Source organism: Desulfosarcina ovata subsp. ovata (assembly GCF_009689005.1).
GTDB classification, from domain to species: Bacteria; Desulfobacterota; Desulfobacteria; order Desulfobacterales; family Desulfosarcinaceae; genus Desulfosarcina; species Desulfosarcina ovata.
Map to the genome: position 1 here is coordinate 7,410,898 of NZ_AP021879.1, position 17,789 is coordinate 7,428,686.

The following is a 17,789-nucleotide window of genomic DNA, read 5'->3' on the forward strand; positions in this document are numbered from 1 at the left end:
GTTAGTGATAACTGACTTTCAGGGAGGACTCATGGATCCATACCTTCAGCCACGCAAAGACATTATCCGCTGCTGCCGCTGGTTGTGCGAACACGGTTATTTCGGCTCACTGCTCAGTGCCGGTGGCAACGTTTCCGTGCGTATTCCCGGTGAGCCGGTACTGGTGATCACCCCCTCGGGCCGACCTTACATGGAACTTGCCCCCACAGACATCTGCGTGGTCGATTTCGATCTCAAACCCGTTGCCGGGCAGCATCAACCCTCCATTGAAACTGCCATGCACGCAGGAATTTACCGGGTCCGTCCGGATGTGGGAGCTGTGGTGCACACCCATCAGGCCTTTGCCAGTGTATTCGCCCTGATCAACCAGTCCATTCCGGCCTTGTTCGATGAAGTGGCCCTGGCCATCGGCGAGACGGTGGACGTGATCCCCTATGCCTTTTCCGGCACCCCCGAGCTGGTCCAGGCGGTCAGGCAGACCGTTACCAATGGATGCGACTGCTTTATCATGAAAAACCACGGCGCCCTGAATCTGGGGGCCACTCTCGACCAGGCCTGGAAAAACGCCGAATTGCTCGAAAAGACCGCCCAGGCATACTACCACGCCCTGGCCACCGGCCAGCCGGTGACGACCCTGCCCGACGATACCCTCCGCAAGGTCCGTGCATTGCGCGAATCGCGTTCACTGTAATTTCCGGGTTTCAATCGACAGCTGATCAATCCGGCCTCCCGCCAATGGCGGTTTGGCCGGTTTTTTTTGATGAAGCCGGTGTTGACCGCATAAGAGCTGCGATCGGATCGCACTTGCGCTTGACATGACGGTGTGTGACTTTATATTTGAACAGATATTCATATATTTGGCGAGGGGTAATGGCAAACAAGAAAATACAACCGGTCTTTACATCGGAAACCTGTGACGTTCGGGTGATTCATCTGGAACGGGTGGCCCGGGCGAGGGCGGAGCGTATCCGGGAAGAAAATCTGCAACGTCTCGCCCTGACCTTCAAGATCATGGGGGACCCCACGCGGCTCAACATCATCCTGGCCCTGCGCGGAGGGGAGATGTGCGTTTGCGATATCGCCGCCTTTCTGGGAATCAGCGAGTCGGCCGTTTCCCACCAGCTGCGACGGCTGCGCGAGCTGGCCCTGGTACGTGCCCGGCGCGACGGACAGGTGCTGTATTACGCTTTGGACGACGCGCATGTGCTGGACCTGGTATCCATCGGGCTGGACCACATCGGCGAATAACAAAGGCGAATAACAAACAGGAGCGACGGAAAATGAATTTGCTGTTGGGCGTTTTGCTGCAATCCTGGAATATCCTGCTGGAATCCTCGATCTTTATCCTCTTCGGCCTGCTGGTCAGCGGCCTGTTGCGCGTGTTTCTCAATCCCGGGGCGGTGGCCACGCACCTGGGCGAGGGCCGCTTCCGTTCCGTGTTCAAGGCCTCGCTGATGGGGATTCCGATCCCCCTGTGCTCCTGCGGGGTGCTGCCGGCTGCCGCCGCCCTGAAAAAACAGGGGGCCAACAACGGGGCGGTCACCTCGTTTCTGATCTCCACGCCCGAGTCGGGTGTCGACTCCATCTCCATCACCTATGCCTTGATGGATCCGATCATGACCGTCATGCGGCCGGTGGCGGCGTTTTTCACGGCCTTTACCGCCGGCATTGCCGAGAATCTGCTGGGCCGGCCCGATATGTTCCGCCCGGTGGTCCCGGACCTCTCCTGCCCGGTGGATGGATGCTGTGACGGGGTCGACTGCGCTCCCGATGTCCATCGCCGGCACCACGGTTTTGGGGAAAAGGTGACAGCCGGTCTGCGCTTTGCCTTTACCGATGTGTGGGGGGATCTGGCGTTGTGGTTTCTCTTTGGCCTGCTTTTGTCCGGCGCCATCACCGAACTGATTCCCGAATCGGTTTTCAGCCGTTACATGGGCGGCGGTTTCAGCGCCATGCTGATCATGCTTGGCGTGGGAATTCCGATCTATATCTGTGCCACCGCCTCAACCCCCATCGCCGCCGCCCTGATCCTGCAGGGGGTCAGCCCGGGAGCGGCCCTGGTTTTTCTCATGGTCGGTCCGGCCACCAACGTGACCTCGCTTACCGTGCTGACCCGCGTGCTGGGACGCCGGGCCACCGCCATCTACCTGACGGCGATTGCTGTCTGCGCAGTCGGTTTCGGCCTGCTGGTGGACCGGATCTACCATGTTTTGGGTATTTCCGCCCGGGCTATCGTGGGGCAGGCCGGGGAAAGCATCCCTTACGCCATCGAACTGGCCGGTGCCATGATTATCCTGGTGCTGTCGGTCAAACCCGTCTGGCACTTTCTGCGCAGCCGTTTTCCTGATGGGGGGAGGCGGCCTGGGCCAACCGGCGATGGCTCCCTGGCGGCGCCGGAGCACTGTGCTGGCAGTACTTGAGGCTGCAGCCACTGACCCGTGGGGTCGGAAACGAACAAAGCACGGCGTATTTTAATCTTCATGCCTTATTTTTTTATTGACTCCTGTCAAAGTTTGGAATACCAAACTTTTTACGAAGCACAAAATTATCTCAGCAAGGCGAACCCATGACAAAGATCAATATTCGTAAGATGCAGGTCAATCAGGAAGGCACCATCGCCAGCGTCAAGGTCGGTGGTGAACTGGGGCGTCGCATCCGGGACATGGGGTTGGTTCCGGGGACATTTGTCAAAATCCAGGGGCGTGCTCCGCTCTATGACCCGGTGGCCCTGCGGGTCAAGGGGTTCACTCTGACCCTGCGCAACAACGAAGCCGACCACATCGAAGTGGAGATTGACGGATAGCGATGAATATCTGTGTTGCTCTGGGTGGGAACCCCAACGCGGGGAAGACCACCCTTTTTAATGCCCTTACGGGGTCCCGCCAGCATGTGGGCAATTACCCCGGTGTGACCGTGGACCGCAAGGAGGGACGCTATGTGCAAAACGGGCACGACATGCACATCGTCGACCTTCCCGGCACTTACTCCCTGACCGCTTACAGTGTTGAAGAGGTCGTGGCCCGTGATTTTCTGGTCAACGAGTGCCCGCAGGTGACCATCAACATTGTCGATGCATCCAACCTGGAGCGCAACCTCTATCTGACCATCCAGTTCCTTGAGCTGGGAATCCCCACCTGTGTGGCCCTGAACATGATCGATGTGGCCCGCAGCCGCGGCATTGAGGTCGATCATCAGAAGCTGACCCGGTTGCTGGGGGTGCCGGTGATTCCCATCGTGGCCCGCAGCGGGCTGGGCAAACAGGCGCTCATGGATGCCGTGGCGCGTGTCGCCGAGGCTCCCCGGCCGCAGCCCTTACGGGTTTCCTACGGCCGCGACCTGGAAACCGCGATCCAGGAGATGGAACCACTGATATCTGAAAACGCCTTTCTCACAGCGCTTTATCCGACCCGCTGGATTGCTTTGAAGTATCTGGAAAATGATGCCCAGATCCTTGAAAAGGGGAGAAGCACGGACAAAGCGGTTTCCGACCAGCTGGAGGCGGTGACGCGAAAAGTCAGCGCGCACATCGAGGAGACCCTGGAGACGTACCCGGAGGCCATGATCGCCGATCATCGCTACGGATTCATCAGTTCCCTGCTCAAACAGGGCATTCTCAAGGAGTGCCACGACCGGAACCGGCTCTTTCTTTCCGATCGTATCGACAAGGTGCTGGTAAACCGGTTTGCCGGTCCGCTGATCATGTTTGGGGTGCTCCTTGCCCTGTACCAGTTTGTCTTTACTTACAGCGAAGTACCGGTGGGCTGGTGTGAATCCTTTTTCGAATGGCTGGCCGATACCATTTCCGGCCAGCTTGCCGACGGACTGCTCAAATCCCTGATCGTTTCCGGGATTATCGACGGGGTCGGCGGAGTGCTCGGTTTCGTGCCCCTGATTCTGTTCATGTTTTTCGGCATCGCCATTTTGGAGGACTCGGGATACCTGGCGCGGGTGGCCTTCATGCTCGACCGGGTGTTCCAGATGTTCGGCCTGCATGGCAGCTCGGTCATGGCCTATATCGTCTCAGGCGGCATTGCCGGCGGTTGTGCCGTTCCGGGGGTGATGGCCACCCGGACCCTGCGCTCGCCCAAAGAGCGGATCGCCACGCTGCTGACGGCCCCGTTCATGAACTGCGGAGCCAAGCTGCCGGTGTTCGCCTTATTGATCGCCGCCTTTTTCCCGGCTCACCAGGCGCGGATGATGTTCATCCTGACCCTAATTTCCTGGAGCGGTGCCCTCCTGGCGGCCAAATTACTGCGCCTGACCGTGGTCAAGGGACCCTCGACCCCTTTTGTGATGGAACTGCCGCCTTACCGGTTGCCGACATTCCGCGGGTTGATGATCCACACCTGGGAGCGGACGTGGCAATATGTGAAAAAGGCCGGAACCGTTATCCTGGGCATTTCCGTTCTGCTGTGGGCCGCCATGACCTTCCCCCGGATGCCCGATGGCCAGATTGAAACCTACGCTGCCCAGCGCAGTCAGATCATTGCCGCGGCACCGTCCGCAGTGGTCGCCGAACTGGAACAGGCGGTTGGAGACAATTCCCTTTCCGCCGACGCCGCCCGGTTGAAAAGCGAATTGCTGGTTGTCCAGGGCCGCCAGTCGGCCGAGGCCCTGCGCCATAGTTTGGCCGGTCGCATTGGTAGCACGCTTGAAGTCGTCTCCCGCTGGGCCGGTTTTGACTGGCGTACCAATATTGCCTTGTTGGGGGGCTTTGCCGCCAAGGAGGTGATTGTTTCCACCCTGGGCACCGCCTATTCATTGGGGGCGGTGGATGTGCAAGGGGGCGACTCCCTGTCCGCCCGGCTGGTTGCCGAACCCGGGTGGCGTGTCCTGACGGCATGGAGCGTGATCATTTTTGTCATGTTCTACGCCCCCTGTTTTATCACAGTGGTCTGTATCGCCCGAGAATCCTCATGGCGCTGGGGGATCTTTTCGATGATCTTCAATACATCCCTGGCCTTTCTCCTGGCGGTCGGGATTTACCAGGTTGGCAGCGCCCTGGGGTACTGATGTGCCTGGGGGGGGGGACGGGATGCTAACGGTTACCCCAACACTTGATTCATTTATGAGTAGAGGTTTGTAATTATGGAGACATTCATCGTTGGTGGGATTGTTATTGTTGCGGCCATCTATGTGGCCCGTATTTTTTACCGAGGATTCATCCGCAAGGAAAATTGTGCCTGTGGCTGCAGCGGATGCAGCCTGGCCGATTCCTGCGATCCACCCCTGCCCGGGGACACCCCGTCAAACCGTTCAGCCGATTGAACGGCAACTTTTTACGAGCCCATCAGATTTGATTATATTAACCGGATTTTCATTCAAATGCGATCACCCTGATCGGTACCGGGTTTTGTATTGACTCGGAATCATTACTCTCCTATCATCCGACTTCTAACGACGCGTAATCCATCAGTATCAAATTCCGTCTTCCCAGATGACGGACGAAATTTCATTTTGGGTGGTCGCAAACGCGGGCAACTCATCATGTTGATGACCATCCATCCAAAATGGCTAAGGATCGGGAATTTTATTAATTAAACGAAATTGCTTGTTCTTGCGCCCGTCTTCCGCGTTGCATCAACGGCCACATACTCCCGCTATGCAACCGTTGATGCGCCTTGAAGACGGACACAAGTCCGGCGCAATTACGTTCAATTAATTTCATCCCCGATCCTAAGCCGGCAGTGAGGCCAAAAAAGATGAAACGATGCGTGGCAGGGGCAACGGGTGGGATCGTGTTGCTGCTCGCGTTGTTTCATCCTGCCCTGTCTGCGGAAAAAGAGCAGACCTTCCTGGCAATTACGACGGGCGGGAGAAAAAGCACCGCCTATCATATCGGTTTGGATCTGAAGGACCTATCCAAATGGTACAACCTGCATCTGGCCGCCTGCCCCTCCAAAGGATCGGTTGAAAATATTTTTGCCGTATCCCAGCGCCCGGGAAATCATCTGGGGATCGTGCAGACCGATGTGCTCGCCTTTGTGTCCAAGTTCAATGCGGATCCGCAATTGGCCCGGATTGAAAAAACCGTCAGGTGGGTTTATCCGCTTTACCAACAGGAGGTTCACCTGCTGGCCAGTGACACCGTATCGCATTTCAGCGATCTTTCGGGCAAACGCGTGGGGATCGGCCTTCCGGAGAGCGGCAGTTACCTGACCAGTCGCCTGCTTTTTGAGATTGTCGGCGTGACGCCCCGGAAGCTGTTCATTCTCGATGATGCCCGGGCACTCGCCGCCCTCAAGGCCGGTACCCTGGACGCCATGCTGGTTATTGACGGGATTCCGGTGAAACGACTGGTGACGGATATCCAACCGGCTGACCGACTGCATCTGGTTTCCATCATCCACAAGGGGATTCGTTCCTTCTATCCGGCGGCCCGAATTCCCGCCGGCACCTATGCCTGGCAGACTGCCGATGTGGAAACCGTATCTGTCGGAACAGTGCTGGTGGCCTATAATTTTCATGACTACCACTGCGACGCCATCGGTGAACTGGCCTATCTGATCCGGGAAAACCTGTCCTGGCTGAAGGCCAACGGACATCCCAAATGGCAGACCGTCGACCTGGATGGCCATGTTCAAGGCTGGCGGCCTTATGATTGCGTCACCGGTTACATTCCACCGGTCGATTTACGGGCCAACCCATCGCTGCGCGCCAATCCATCCAATCCGGTTGCCAAAGCGATCCAAACGGTATTTCGCCCATGACCCGCCAAAATGGAAACGACCATGTATGAATCCTTTTACGGGCTGAAGAAAAAACCTTTTCAGATTACCACGGATCCCAGTTTCCTGTGGATGGGCAAAACGCACCGCGAGGCCCTTTCAACCCTCAAATACGGGGTGATGGACAACAAGGGCTTTTTGTTGCTCACCGGTGATGTGGGAACGGGCAAGACCACCCTGATCAATCGCCTGGTGGCCGACATCAAAGACCGGGCATACACCGCCAAAGTGCCTGATCCGGGACTCAGCAAGTACGATTTCTACCGTATGGTTTCACGGTATTTCGGCCTGCCCATTGACGTGCGTACCAAGAGTGACTTTCTGGAGCCTTTCAGCCGTTTTCTCGACGATGCCTACAAGGAGAAAAAATCGGTCCTGCTACTCATTGACGAGGCCCAGCGGCTCAAGCAAGACCTGATGGAGGAGATTCGCCTGCTGTCCAACCTTGAACGGCAGGACGCCAAACTGCTCAATATCTTTTTCGTCGGTCAGAACGAGTTCAATTCCATCCTGCTGCAGCCGGAAAACCGGGCGTTGATGCGCAGGATTACGATTACCTACAACCTTGATCCGTTGAATCAGGAGGAGACCGCCGAGTATATCCGCCATCGCCTCAACACCGCCGGTGCCGGGTACGAAATCTTTTCCAGTGCGGCCATGGAAGAGGTTTACCGATTTTCCAACGGGTTTCCCCGCCAGATCAACATCATTTCTGACCTGGCCATGTTTTTTTCCTCCCAGACAGGCCAGCGGACCATCAGCCGGAAAGTGGTCGTCCAGTGCCGTGAACGACTCTCCTTTGCGGTGGATACAGCGGGTGGAAAAATGCCGGACAATGTGCGCGCACCTGCGCCGAGGCAACACTACCGTCCTCCCCTGAAGCGGCGATCGCGCTGGCTTGCCTCCCCATGGAGGATGGCCGCCCTGATCCTGATCGTCCTGATCACAGCGGCAGTTTGCGCGCCGGTGCAATGGAAGAACAGCGCCGGACAGTGGATCGGTGACCTTTTCTGGCGTTATTTTGAACGCCCTGCGCCTACCATCGACCCGATACCCCGGTCCGATGCAGAGGACAACCTGGCGCCGATCAGTCTTGAGTCCGTTGATTTTGCGCCGGTGGTGGCCGAACTGCCGCTGCTGACGCCAACGCCGCCGCCCGAACTCCATTTTCCCGGATCGCGTGAGACCGCAGGGGTGGAATCGTTGCGGCCGATAGCGATCGATGCTCCGCCTCAGGAAGATGACTTCACGGCTTCGACAGCCGAAACACCCGATCCGGGGGCGGCCATCGATTGGCTGCTGAAAAAGCGGTAGCCCGGGTGGGGTCATACGCCGGTTGGCAGACGATTCGATTGACAAAGTCCGGACAACCTTTTATTATCGCGCACTTTCTTTAACATTCTAAATTAATCTGGATGGTTGTACATGTTTAAAATTGCTGTTCTCCCCGGTGATGGCATCGGTCCCGAAGTGATGGAAGCGGCCCTTACGGTTCTCGAGGCCACTCAGAAAAAATTCAACTTTCAACTGACCTGTCAGTCTGCCGATGTGGGCGGAATTGCCATCGACCGGCATGGCCAGGCCCTTCCCGATACCACCCTGGCCCTGTGCGAGTCCAGTGATGCCATCCTTTTCGGATCGGTGGGCGGCCCCAAGTGGGAGCACCTGCCGCCGGCCGAACAGCCCGAGCGCGGAGCCCTGTTGCCCCTGCGCAAACACTTCAACCTGTTCTGCAATTTTCGTCCGGCCAAGGTTTTTCCCGCGCTGGCCGCAGCTAGCCCCCTGCATCCGGATATTGTCCGCGAAGGGTTCGACATTCTCTGCGTCCGTGAGTTGACCGGCGACATCTATTTCGGGCAGCCCAAGGGCCGCGAGGGCAGCGGCCCCGATGAACGGGCATTCGACACCATGGTTTACACCCGCCGGGAGATCGAACGGATTGCGCGGGCCGCATTCGACGCGGCACGGTTGCGCGACAAACGCGTGGCATCGGTGGACAAGGCCAATGTGCTCACCACCATGGTGCTGTGGCGGGAGGTGGTCAAGGAGATCGCCAAAGACTATCCCGATGTGGAATTGAGCCATATCTATGTGGACAATGCCACCATGCAGCTGGTCAAGGATCCGCACCAGTTCGATGTGCTGCTGTGCGGCAACATGTTCGGCGATATCATCTCCGACGAGTGTGCCATGATCACCGGTTCCATGGGCCTGTTGCCATCGGCCAGCATCAGCGAAAGTGGGTTTGGCCTGTATGAGCCGGCCGGCGGCAGCGCACCGGACATTGCCGGCCAAGGCATTGCTAATCCCATTGCCGAGATCCTTTCGGCGGCCATGATGTTGCGTTACAGCCTCAAACGGGGTGACGCGGCCGATGCGATTGAAGATGCCGTGGCCCATGTACTGGCCGAAGGCATCCGTACACCCGATATCGCTGCCGGCGGACAGGCCATAGGCACCGGGGAGATGGCCGATGCGGTGGTGCGCCACCTCGATGGCGGCCAATAGGCCGGCTGGCAGGGCAAGGCGCTTTTCCGGTGAACCCGCCGCTGATTACCGTTGACCATATTACCGTCCGGCTGCGTGACCGCTGGTTTCTGGATGGTCTGTCATGGTGTATCCGGGCGGGCGAGCAGTGGACCCTTGTCGGTCCCAACGGGGCGGGCAAAACCACCTTGGCCAAGGCCATTGCCGGTCTACTTCCGGTGGTCCGGGGCAAGATCCATTATCATGCCTTTGGTGACCTCCGACCGACCCAGGCCATCGCCTATGTGGCCAGCGATGCCCGGCGGGATCTGTGGCGTAGGGAACAGCGCCTGGCCTTGAGTCGGGATTTTGCCGGACGGTTTACCGAGGCCACACCTGTGCGAGCGCTGCTGGTCAGCCGGTCCGTTGCCCCTGGAACAACCCATGTCCCCGAAAACCAGCTGACCGATGTGGTCCGCTGCTGCAATTTGCAGCATCTGCTGGACAAGCCGCTCCTGGCCATCTCCACGGGGGAGATGAGCCGGGTGCTGGTTGCCCGCGAGCTGCTTCGCCAGCCCAGGATGCTGGTGCTCGACGAACCCTTCGAAGGTCTTGACATGCCGGGCCGCCAGGCGATGATCGGCATGCTCGATGGCCTGGCCACCACGGGGCTACCCCTGCTCCTGATTGTTCACCGCCTGGCGGAACTGCCCACGGCCATGACCCATCTGCTGGCCATCGACGATGGGCGGGTTGTCCGCTCCGAACCGCTGGACCGCGCAGGGCAACCGCCGCTTTACCCTGAAAAAGCGAATCCTCGGGAGAAACGCTTTCCGCCACTTCCCAACGGCGCAAAGCCGCCTTCCGCCCGGCCACTGATCGAGATGCAGGCGGTTACGGTGCGTTACGGCGACCATGTGGTCTTGGACCGCTTGACCTGGTCGGTCAACGAGGGCCAGCACTGGGCCATCACCGGTCCCAATGGGGCCGGCAAATCGACCCTGCTGAAACTGGTTACCGGGGATTGCCTTCAGGTGTACGCCAACGCCATTCGCCTGTTCGGGCGTGATCGGGGAACGGCCCAGACACTGGGAGAGACGCGCCGTCAGCTTGGGGTGGTGAGCCACGATCTGGCTGCCGCGTACCAGAAACCGGTCTGCGCCCTGAACGTGGTCTGCTCCGGGTTTTACGATTCGGTGGGGCTGTACCGCCATGTGGACGCGGAAAAGGCTGCCACCGCCCGTCAGTGGCTGGGCCGGATGGGGCTGTCGGGTTTGGCAGACCAGCCGTTCAACCAGCTTTCCCAGGGGCAGCGACAGATGATTCTGATCGCCCGGGCCATGGTCAAATCGCCGCGCTTGCTGATCCTGGACGAGCCCCTCTCCGGGCTGGACGCCCTTCATCGCAGCCGGGTGTTGGACCTGTTGGAGGGCATTGGTGAGGCGCAGTCCACCACCCTGGTTGTTATTTCCCACCATGTGGAAGAGATCCCCCATTGCACGACACACCGCCTGGCGCTGGATCAGGGTCGGGTGGTTGCCTGCGGACCGGTCAGAAACGATGAATAGAACGTGGATGCTTAAGGCTCAGGGCTGAAAGCGTTAGTGCTGAGGGATGCGTCCGGCTATCCTTCGTCAATCGGCTTGCCATCGCACTGCCCGTCGCGCAGCCCTTCGGTGTAGCGGCGCACGCCGTAACGCTGGATCTGCCGGCAGATGCCGCGGACGATGCTGGCCTCGCCGGCACGCAGGGAGAGCCGGGTGAAGAAACGACGGATGCGGACCATCCAGTAGTCGGGGTTTTGCGGGTTGACATAGCCGATCTCCATCAGGGCGGCGGTCAGCTCACCGTACATCTGGTCCAGTTCGACGCGTTTGGCCAAGCGGGGTGTCAGCGGTTTCGGATCGGCCTGATCGGCGGTGGCCAGGCAGTAGCAGATGATCATCACCGCCTGGGCCAGATTGAGCGAGCTGAAATCCACAGTGGGGATATTGACCAGTTGATGGCAGTGTTTCAGATCCTCGTTGGTCAGCCCCCGGTCCTCGGGACCGAAAAGAATGGCCACTGGATTGTTGTGCGCGATGGGGATCAGGCCGCGTGCCAGAAAATCCGGTGATTTGATCACCGGGCGCTGTTCGCCCAGGCGGGCGGTCGTGCCGACCACATGGCCAAAGGGTGCCAGGGCCGCCTCCAGGGAGGAGAAACGCTGGATGCGGTCCACAATGCTGCCCGCTGTGTGGGTGGCCAGCCGGCGGATGCGGGCGTTGTCCCAGATGCCCGGCTCCACAACGATCAGGCGGGTAAACCCCATGTTGCACATGGCCCGGGCAGCGGACCCGATATTCTCAGGATACCGGGGCCGCTGCAGGACGATGGAGATGTTATCGCGGACGATGCCGACGGTCATCGGGCGGTAATTTCAAAGGCGTTGAAGAAGTAGCCGATCTCAAATGCGGCGGTTTCCGGGGCATCGGAGCCATGGACGACGTTTTTTTCGATATCGGTGGCAAAATCACGGCGGATGGTTCCCTCGGCGGCATCCTTGTAGTTGGTGGCCCCCATGAGGTCCCGGTAGCGGGCAATGGCATCGTCGCCTTCGAGCACCATGACCACGGCCGGCCCCGAAGACATGAAATCGGTGAGGCTGCCGAAAAAGGGGCGTTCGCGATGGACGGCGTAAAACCCTTCGGCCTGGGCTTTGGTCATGTGGATCATTTTCATGGCGATGATGGTCAGTCCGTTGGCTTCCAGCCGTTTGACCACATCGCCGATCAGGCCCCGGGCGACGCCGTCGGGCTTGACGATGGATAAGGTTCTCTGCATGGTTGATTTCCTTTCATTGGATTCTGGGCGGCGGACCAAGTCGTGGGCACGGCTGCGCGTCGGTTGAATGCAGTGTTTTGCGCCATATTCTTCTGCCCGCGGCGCCGGTTCGTGGCTGCCATAGCAGAAGGCCGGTACCAAGTCAACCGCTACCCGCAGCCCCTCCCGGGAGTGCCGGATCGCTTCTCAACAATTTGATTTGTCATGATTTATCTCATCACCCCGAACTTCTCAAACCGGACTTTGGACGGTTGACAGCCGTGCTTTGGCGACCTATTATACGAACAGTTCAACCTATGCGTCCATTTTCAACATAAACAGTTTGTTAGTCGTCGTTCGCCCAGGCGCTGAACCGCTGCCATGCCGTCCCGGTGACGGGCCGCGGCAAGAGCGCTGACCAAGGGCAACGGCGCGATCCCGTTCCTATAGCATTCAAAATAATGTTTTTGGGCTACGTTATCGGTCGTCGCGGTATGGATTATACAGCTTCCTCCCTATGGCCTTGCCAAAAACATTATCTTAAACACTGATATAAACGACCGTCAGGATGAAGCGTTATGCCGATCTACGAATTTTACTGCCCGGACTGCAATACGTTGTTCAATTTCTTTTCCCGTCGCATCAACACCGACAAACAGCCGGATTGCCCCAAATGCAAGACCCGTAAACTGGAGCGGCAGATGTCCGCGTTTGCCTTTACCGGCAAGGCCAAGGAGAGCGGTGATGATGATGATCTGCCCTTTGACGAGAGCAAAATGGAAAAGGCCATGCAAATGCTCTCCAGTGAAGCGGAGCGGATCAACGAGGACGACCCCCGCCAAGCGGCCGATCTTATGCGCAAACTGACCGATATGACCGGCATGGAACTGGGGGCCGGTATGGAGGAGGCTTTGCGGAGGATGGAGCGCGGCGACGATCCCGAGCAGGTCGAGGCGGAGATGGGCGATCTTCTGGAATCGGAGGATCCCTTTATCCTGCCCGAAAAAAAGGGCCAGGGCGGGCGTGCTACCAGGCCGGCTCCCATTAAGGACGAGACGCTTTACGATTTGTGATGGTCAGGCAGAGGGGTGAGGGAGAACGTAACCTATACGAAAGGCTTATGCCATGGATCCGACTCGTCGACTGGAAACCCGGCAGGGTGACATTACCCAACTGAGCGTGGATGCGATCGTCAATGCAGCCAATCAAACCCTGAAGGGCGGTGGCGGTGTGGATGGCGCCATCCATCGGGCTGCCGGACCGGAGCTGCTGGCCGAATGCCGGACCCTGGGGGGCTGCCCCACCGGCGAGGCCCGGTTGACCCGGGGTTACCGGTTGCCGGCCAGGTACGTGATTCACACCGTGGGGCCGGTCTACCGCGGCCGCCCTGAGGACCCGCGTCTTTTGGCCAACTGTTACACCAACAGCCTGATACTGGCCCGGGATCATGGGATCTGCAGCATCGCTTTCCCGGCCATCAGTTGCGGGGTTTACGGATATCCCATTGATGAAGCCTGCAAAATTGCCGTGGACACCTGCGCCGCATTCATCACGGCCAACGAGGCCATTGAAAAGATTGTTTTCATGCTTTTTTCTGATAAAGATCTGGCGGTTTATTCCCAATACCTGAAGAACCATGCGGGGTAGTCGGCACGTTGCGGCAGGGTTGTTCGTATCACGGCAGTCGATACGCCTTGCAATTGGAATTGACAAATCCGATCGTCATGGTTAAGTTCAATGACTGAAACCTGAATCGGGATTTCCGGCCCTGAATAAATACGGGCCGAATACGCTTTCAAGGAGGGCATCATGTTCGAGGTTACCCAACCGGCAGTTCAGCAGATTGCTGAATACTTCAAGGGAAAAGAGGCCAAACCGATCCGCATTTTTCTTAACGAAGGCGGGTGAGGGGGGCCTGGTCTGGCCATGGCTCTGGATGAGCCGGCAAACACGGATACGGAATTTGAGGTTGATGGATTCAAGTTTATCGTCAATTCTGATTTTCTTGAAAAAGCCAAACCGATCAAGGTGGATTTCCACCAGTACGGCTTCAAGCTGGACTGCGGCATCGATTTTGGTGCCGGATGCACCAGTTGCGGTACCAAAGGATCCTGCTGCGCCTGATCCTGACAGACCATTACCGTACAAAGGCGACCTGATCGGGTCGCCTTTTTTATATTGCGGCAACGATCCATCGCTTTATCTTGCAGCACCACGCCTGCCCTGCTATAAATCTTTCATCCCCGACCGCAAAAAGGCGTCCTGCTGACGGAGGCATTGCGTTGTCAAAAAGGCGGCTCGACCTTTTCAATCATCGACCGATGCACGAGAATATGAGGAGCAGCCCATGACACGGGTGGATTTCGCTGTAGATGAGCATGTTGCCACCGTTACCCTGAGCGATGGCGAAAACCGGTTCAATCCCGATTTTCTCAATGCATTTCTGGATATTCTTGATGAGGTCGAAACGACCACGGATGCGACCACACTGCTGGTCACCTCCGCGCATGAGAAAATATTCTCCAACGGCATCGATTTGGAATGGATTGTCCCGGTGATTCAGCAAAACGACCTGGCCCGGGCCAAAGCGTTCTTCTATCTGCTCAACCGGATGTTCAAACGCCTGGTGACCTATCCGCTGGTCACCGTGGCGGCCATCTCCGGTCACGCCTTTGCCGGCGGCGCCATTTTGTGCTGTGCGTTTGATTTCCGGTTCATGCGCTCGGACCGCGGATTTTTCTGCTTTCCCGAGGTGGACCTGGGGATTCCGTTTCTGCCGGGGATGAATGCCATTTTGAAAAAAGCCATGCCCATGTACATGGTCGAATATATGCAATACACCGGTGTGCGGCTGACGGCGAACCAGTGTGTGGAACACCACATCGTCCACAACGCCTTGCCCATGGAGGCCCTCATGGCGGAGACCCGGGCGTTTGCCATGGCCATCAACAAACGGCGCCCGGTGGTTGCCGAAATGAAAAAGCGGCTCAATCAGCCCATTGTGCACGCGCTCGATATTACGGATGTTCCCTATATCGAATCCGGACAGTTCAACATCGGTTGATCCATCGTCGATGTGCGCGTGCTGCCGGCCATCTGTGCCAAAATGGGCGTTTCCGGTTGTTACAAAGGGGCGCAGAGTACCAATGGGGTATCCCGCCAAGATGGGAGGGGCGCCCCAACGTCGTGAAGCCGATGCCTTTACCCACACAGACCATTTCTAAACCGGATTCTCCACCGATGGGTCGGAACCGCAGGTCCTCGTCCTCCCGACGGAGGGACACCGAACCCCTTCCGCAAGCAGCGCTTACGGAAGGGGATGAGATCCTGCGCGCCTTTTTCGACCAGATAGATATCGGGCTGGCCGTTACGTTTCCCGACGGTCGTTTTGTCCGGGTCAATGGTGCCCTGTGTGCCTTGCTGGGATATCAGGCGTCCGCATTGCGGCAACACGGTTTGACGGATTTGATCGTTCCTGATCAACGCAGTCGGCTTGTCGCTGTCATGGCGCAGCTCCAGGCCGGCGAAAAACAGCGTTTTCAGATCAAGCCGGAACTCCTGCGCCGGGACGGCCGAGCCGTCTCCGGCCTTTTGACACTTTCCGTTGTTTCCGACCGCGTGGGCCGAATCCGCCACCTGCTCGTCAGTTTTCAGGAGGGCCGCGATCTGGTTCGGACCAAAATGGCTCTGAAGGAGCGAACCGATAGCCTCTCTGAAGTCAACACGGCGTTGGAAGTGCTGCTCAGAGAACGGGAAGCGGACCGGCTGGAGATGAAGGAGACGATGCTGACCAACGCAAAAAGCCTGATTCTGCCCTACCTCGAGAAACTCAAATCCAGCCGTCTGGATATCCGTCAGCGCACTTATCTCAACCTGATTGAATCCAACCTCAATGAAATCATTTCACCATTGACCCAACGAATGTCGGGCCATTACATGAATTTCACCCCCATGGAGATTCAGGTGGCCAATTTGGTCAAGGAGGGGCAGCGCACAAAAGATATTGCCGTTATTCTGGGGCTGTCTGTTCGCACCATTGAAGCCGTGCGCTATCGCATCCGGATGAAGCTGGGATTGAAAAGAAAAGGCACCAATCTGAGATCGACCCTGCTTTCTATGGATAGTGGCCAGCCCGTTGCCGTGCAGCGGGATCCTCCATAGCCGACGTGTCATCGGCCCTGAACCATGGGGCGTCAGGCGATCAATTCGCGGGTTTTGTGGAAGCGGATGGCCGGCCACTCTTCCATGGCATTGTCCAGTCGCCACAGGCTGGAAGCCAGATAGGTAAGCTTCCCATGGGAATCATGGGCCAGGCTGGCGTACTTTTCCTTTTCGAAGTGGGCCAGCTGTTTTCTGTCTTCACTGGTCACCCACCGGGCGGCCGCAAAGCTGACCGGTTCATACCGGGCATCGACCCCGTATTCGGATTTCAGGCGCGCCATGGTGACATCGAATTGAAGCACCCCGACGGCGCCGAGAATATAGCTGTTTCCGGTGAGCGGACGGAAGAACTGCACGGCACCCTCCTCGGCCAGTTGGGTCAGCCCTTTGAGCAACTGCTTGGCCTTGAGCGGATTGTTCAGCTGTACCCGCCTGAAATGATCCGGCGCAAAATTGGGAATGCCGGTGAAACTGAGCGCCTCCTTCTCACAGAAGGTATCCCCGATACCGATGGTTCCGTGGTTGTGGATGCCGATGATATCACCGGGGTAGGCCTCTTCCACATGGGTGCGGTCCTGGGCCATGAAAATGGTGGCGTTGGAGAGGGTTACCTGTTTGCCGATGCGGGTCTGCAGGACCTTCATTCCGCGGGTAAACTTGCCCGAACAGATGCGCACAAAAGCGATGCGGTCACGATGGGCCGGATCCATGTTGGCCTGAATTTTAAAGGCGAAGCCCGAAAATGCCGTTTCCTGAGGGTCTACCAGACGCGTGGTGGTGGGGCGCGCCTGGGGGGAGGGGGCCATTTCCACAAAAGCGTCCAACAGTTCGCGGACGCCAAAGTTATTGATGGCACTGCCGAAAAAGACCGGCGTCTGGCTGCCCTTGAGGTATGCCTCCAGTTCGAAGGGATTGGCCGCACCTTCGAGCAGTTCCACATCTTCCCGGAGTTCGTCCGCCTGGCTGTCCAGCATTTCATCCAGGCGCGGATCGGCAAGGTCGGTAATCAGAATGCCCTCCTGGTGGCGGGTTTCACCACCCGGCGTGAACAGGTAGAGCTGATTTTGGTGGCGATTGTAAACCCCGCGGAATCGCTTGCCCATGCCGATGGGCCAGGAGAGGGGCGCGCATTCAATCTGAAGTTTGTCTTCGATATCGGCCAGGATGTCCAGCGGTGCCATGCCGTCGCGGTCAAGTTTGTTGATGAAGGTCATAATGGGGGTGTTGCGCATCCGGCACACCTCCATGAGCTTTTCGGTCTGGGGCTCGACCCCTTTGGCACTGTCGATTACCATCAGGGCGCTGTCCACGGCGGTGAGCACGCGGTAGGTGTCTTCGGAAAAATCCTGGTGGCCCGGGGTGTCCAGCAGGTTGACCTCGAATCCGTTATAGGTGAACTTCATGACCGAGGTGGTCACGGAAATACCGCGTTCTTTTTCGATGGTCATCCAGTCGCTGGTGGCGTATCGACCGGCGCGTTTGGCTTTGACGGCACCGGCCATCTGGATGGCCCCGCCGAAAAGGAGCAGTTTCTCTGTCAGTGTGGTTTTTCCCGCGTCCGGGTGACTGATGATGCCGAACGTTCGCCGTTTCTGGAGTTCTTTTATAAGATGGCCGTCCATAGTTCTTGCT

The 17,789-nt window shown here is 58.0% G+C and carries 18 protein-coding genes; 15 read left to right on the plus strand and 3 right to left on the minus strand.

Going from position 1 to position 17,789, the window contains the following annotated elements:
* Nucleotides 1-31: 31 nt before the first annotated feature.
* The 10 genes from GN112_RS32470 (at nt 32) to GN112_RS32515 (ending at nt 10,762) form a co-directional block, all read left to right on the plus strand.
* Nucleotides 32-691 (plus strand): class II aldolase/adducin family protein, encoded by a 660-nt coding sequence (locus GN112_RS32470; RefSeq protein WP_155313913.1) that lies wholly within the window; start codon nt 32-34, stop codon nt 689-691.
* A gap of 179 nt (nt 692-870) precedes the next feature.
* Complete coding sequence (locus GN112_RS32475) at nt 871-1,248, plus strand: ArsR/SmtB family transcription factor (RefSeq protein WP_155313914.1); 378 nt, start codon at nt 871-873, stop codon at nt 1,246-1,248.
* Between the two features lie 32 nt (nt 1,249-1,280).
* Nucleotides 1,281-2,420 (plus strand): SO_0444 family Cu/Zn efflux transporter, encoded by a 1,140-nt coding sequence (locus GN112_RS32480; RefSeq protein ID WP_155313915.1) that lies wholly within the window; start codon nt 1,281-1,283, stop codon nt 2,418-2,420.
* 146 nt (nt 2,421-2,566) lie between these two features.
* On the plus strand, nt 2,567-2,803 hold the full coding sequence (locus GN112_RS32485) for a FeoA family protein (protein WP_155313916.1): 237 nt from the start codon (nt 2,567-2,569) through the stop codon (nt 2,801-2,803).
* Nucleotides 2,804-2,805: 2 nt separating this feature from the next.
* Complete coding sequence (gene feoB, locus GN112_RS32490) at nt 2,806-5,013, plus strand: ferrous iron transport protein B (protein ID WP_155313917.1); 2,208 nt, start codon at nt 2,806-2,808, stop codon at nt 5,011-5,013.
* Nucleotides 5,014-5,088: 75 nt separating this feature from the next.
* Nucleotides 5,089-5,268 (plus strand): FeoB-associated Cys-rich membrane protein, encoded by a 180-nt coding sequence (locus tag GN112_RS32495; RefSeq protein WP_155313918.1) that lies wholly within the window; start codon nt 5,089-5,091, stop codon nt 5,266-5,268.
* A gap of 434 nt (nt 5,269-5,702) precedes the next feature.
* Nucleotides 5,703-6,710 (plus strand): TAXI family TRAP transporter solute-binding subunit, encoded by a 1,008-nt coding sequence (locus GN112_RS32500; protein ID WP_155313919.1) that lies wholly within the window; start codon nt 5,703-5,705, stop codon nt 6,708-6,710.
* A gap of 21 nt (nt 6,711-6,731) precedes the next feature.
* Complete coding sequence (locus GN112_RS32505) at nt 6,732-8,042, plus strand: ExeA family protein (protein WP_162459226.1); 1,311 nt, start codon at nt 6,732-6,734, stop codon at nt 8,040-8,042.
* Between the two features lie 111 nt (nt 8,043-8,153).
* Nucleotides 8,154-9,236 carry a 3-isopropylmalate dehydrogenase gene (gene leuB, locus GN112_RS32510; protein ID WP_155313921.1) on the plus strand — a complete coding sequence of 361 codons (1,083 nt, stop codon included), beginning with the start codon at nt 8,154-8,156 and terminating at the stop codon, nt 9,234-9,236.
* 29 nt (nt 9,237-9,265) lie between these two features.
* Complete coding sequence (locus GN112_RS32515; protein ID WP_155313922.1) at nt 9,266-10,762, plus strand: ATP-binding cassette domain-containing protein; 1,497 nt, start codon at nt 9,266-9,268, stop codon at nt 10,760-10,762.
* Between the two features lie 56 nt (nt 10,763-10,818).
* Here the strand turns inward: GN112_RS32515 and GN112_RS32520 are convergent, their stop codons facing one another.
* Together GN112_RS32520 and ndk are read right to left on the minus strand one after the other, a co-directional pair.
* Nucleotides 10,819-11,601 carry an RNA methyltransferase gene (locus tag GN112_RS32520; protein ID WP_155313923.1) on the minus strand — a complete coding sequence of 261 codons (783 nt, stop codon included), beginning with the start codon at nt 11,599-11,601 and terminating at the stop codon, nt 10,819-10,821.
* The gene (ndk, locus tag GN112_RS32525; RefSeq protein ID WP_155313924.1) at nt 11,598-12,017 is read right to left on the minus strand and encodes a nucleoside-diphosphate kinase; all 420 of its coding nucleotides are present in this window, start codon (nt 12,015-12,017) and stop codon (nt 11,598-11,600) included. Before ndk ends, GN112_RS32520 begins: the two co-directional genes overlap by 4 nt.
* A gap of 557 nt (nt 12,018-12,574) precedes the next feature.
* Between ndk and GN112_RS32530 the strand changes: the two genes are divergently transcribed.
* From GN112_RS32530 to GN112_RS32550, 5 genes are all read left to right on the plus strand, one after another.
* A complete protein-coding gene (locus tag GN112_RS32530) occupies nt 12,575-13,069 on the plus strand; it encodes an FmdB family zinc ribbon protein (protein WP_155313925.1) in 495 nt (164 codons plus the stop codon).
* 52 nt (nt 13,070-13,121) lie between these two features.
* Nucleotides 13,122-13,643: an O-acetyl-ADP-ribose deacetylase gene (locus GN112_RS32535; protein ID WP_155313926.1), complete on the plus strand. Its 522-nt coding sequence runs from the start codon at nt 13,122-13,124 to the stop codon at nt 13,641-13,643.
* 279 nt (nt 13,644-13,922) lie between these two features.
* Nucleotides 13,923-14,120, plus strand: a complete 198-nt coding sequence (locus GN112_RS34735) for a hypothetical protein (protein WP_155313927.1) — start codon at nt 13,923-13,925, stop codon at nt 14,118-14,120.
* 223 nt (nt 14,121-14,343) lie between these two features.
* Nucleotides 14,344-15,060, plus strand: a complete 717-nt coding sequence (locus tag GN112_RS32545; protein WP_155313928.1) for an enoyl-CoA hydratase/isomerase family protein — start codon at nt 14,344-14,346, stop codon at nt 15,058-15,060.
* Between the two features lie 176 nt (nt 15,061-15,236).
* Entirely contained in the window at nt 15,237-16,157 is a 921-nt protein-coding gene (locus tag GN112_RS32550) for a helix-turn-helix transcriptional regulator (protein WP_162459227.1), read from the plus strand.
* Between the two features lie 32 nt (nt 16,158-16,189).
* Here the strand turns inward: GN112_RS32550 and GN112_RS32555 are convergent, their stop codons facing one another.
* Nucleotides 16,190-17,779, minus strand: coding sequence for a peptide chain release factor 3 (locus GN112_RS32555; protein WP_155313930.1), 1,590 nt, complete (start codon nt 17,777-17,779; stop codon nt 16,190-16,192).
* Between the last annotated feature and the right edge of the window lie 10 nt (nt 17,780-17,789).

Coding starts and splice junctions, on each gene's coding strand:
- GN112_RS32470 (WP_155313913.1), top strand. CDS start 32: ATGGATCCATACCTTCAGCCACGCAAAGACATTATCCGCTGCTGCCGC.
- GN112_RS32535 (WP_155313926.1), top strand. CDS start 13,122: ATGGATCCGACTCGTCGACTGGAAACCCGGCAGGGTGACATTACCCAA.
- GN112_RS34735 (WP_155313927.1), top strand. CDS start 13,923: ATGGCTCTGGATGAGCCGGCAAACACGGATACGGAATTTGAGGTTGAT.
- GN112_RS32480 (WP_155313915.1), top strand. CDS start 1,281: ATGAATTTGCTGTTGGGCGTTTTGCTGCAATCCTGGAATATCCTGCTG.
- GN112_RS32505 (WP_162459226.1), top strand. CDS start 6,732: ATGTATGAATCCTTTTACGGGCTGAAGAAAAAACCTTTTCAGATTACC.
- GN112_RS32475 (WP_155313914.1), top strand. CDS start 871: ATGGCAAACAAGAAAATACAACCGGTCTTTACATCGGAAACCTGTGAC.
- GN112_RS32550 (WP_162459227.1), top strand. CDS start 15,237: ATGGGTCGGAACCGCAGGTCCTCGTCCTCCCGACGGAGGGACACCGAA.
- feoB (WP_155313917.1), top strand. CDS start 2,806: ATGAATATCTGTGTTGCTCTGGGTGGGAACCCCAACGCGGGGAAGACC.
- GN112_RS32520 (WP_155313923.1), bottom strand. CDS start 11,601: ATGACCGTCGGCATCGTCCGCGATAACATCTCCATCGTCCTGCAGCGG.
- GN112_RS32530 (WP_155313925.1), top strand. CDS start 12,575: ATGCCGATCTACGAATTTTACTGCCCGGACTGCAATACGTTGTTCAAT.
- GN112_RS32485 (WP_155313916.1), top strand. CDS start 2,567: ATGACAAAGATCAATATTCGTAAGATGCAGGTCAATCAGGAAGGCACC.
- GN112_RS32495 (WP_155313918.1), top strand. CDS start 5,089: ATGGAGACATTCATCGTTGGTGGGATTGTTATTGTTGCGGCCATCTAT.
- ndk (WP_155313924.1), bottom strand. CDS start 12,017: ATGCAGAGAACCTTATCCATCGTCAAGCCCGACGGCGTCGCCCGGGGC.
- leuB (WP_155313921.1), top strand. CDS start 8,154: ATGTTTAAAATTGCTGTTCTCCCCGGTGATGGCATCGGTCCCGAAGTG.
- GN112_RS32555 (WP_155313930.1), bottom strand. CDS start 17,779: ATGGACGGCCATCTTATAAAAGAACTCCAGAAACGGCGAACGTTCGGC.
- GN112_RS32500 (WP_155313919.1), top strand. CDS start 5,703: ATGAAACGATGCGTGGCAGGGGCAACGGGTGGGATCGTGTTGCTGCTC.
- GN112_RS32545 (WP_155313928.1), top strand. CDS start 14,344: ATGACACGGGTGGATTTCGCTGTAGATGAGCATGTTGCCACCGTTACC.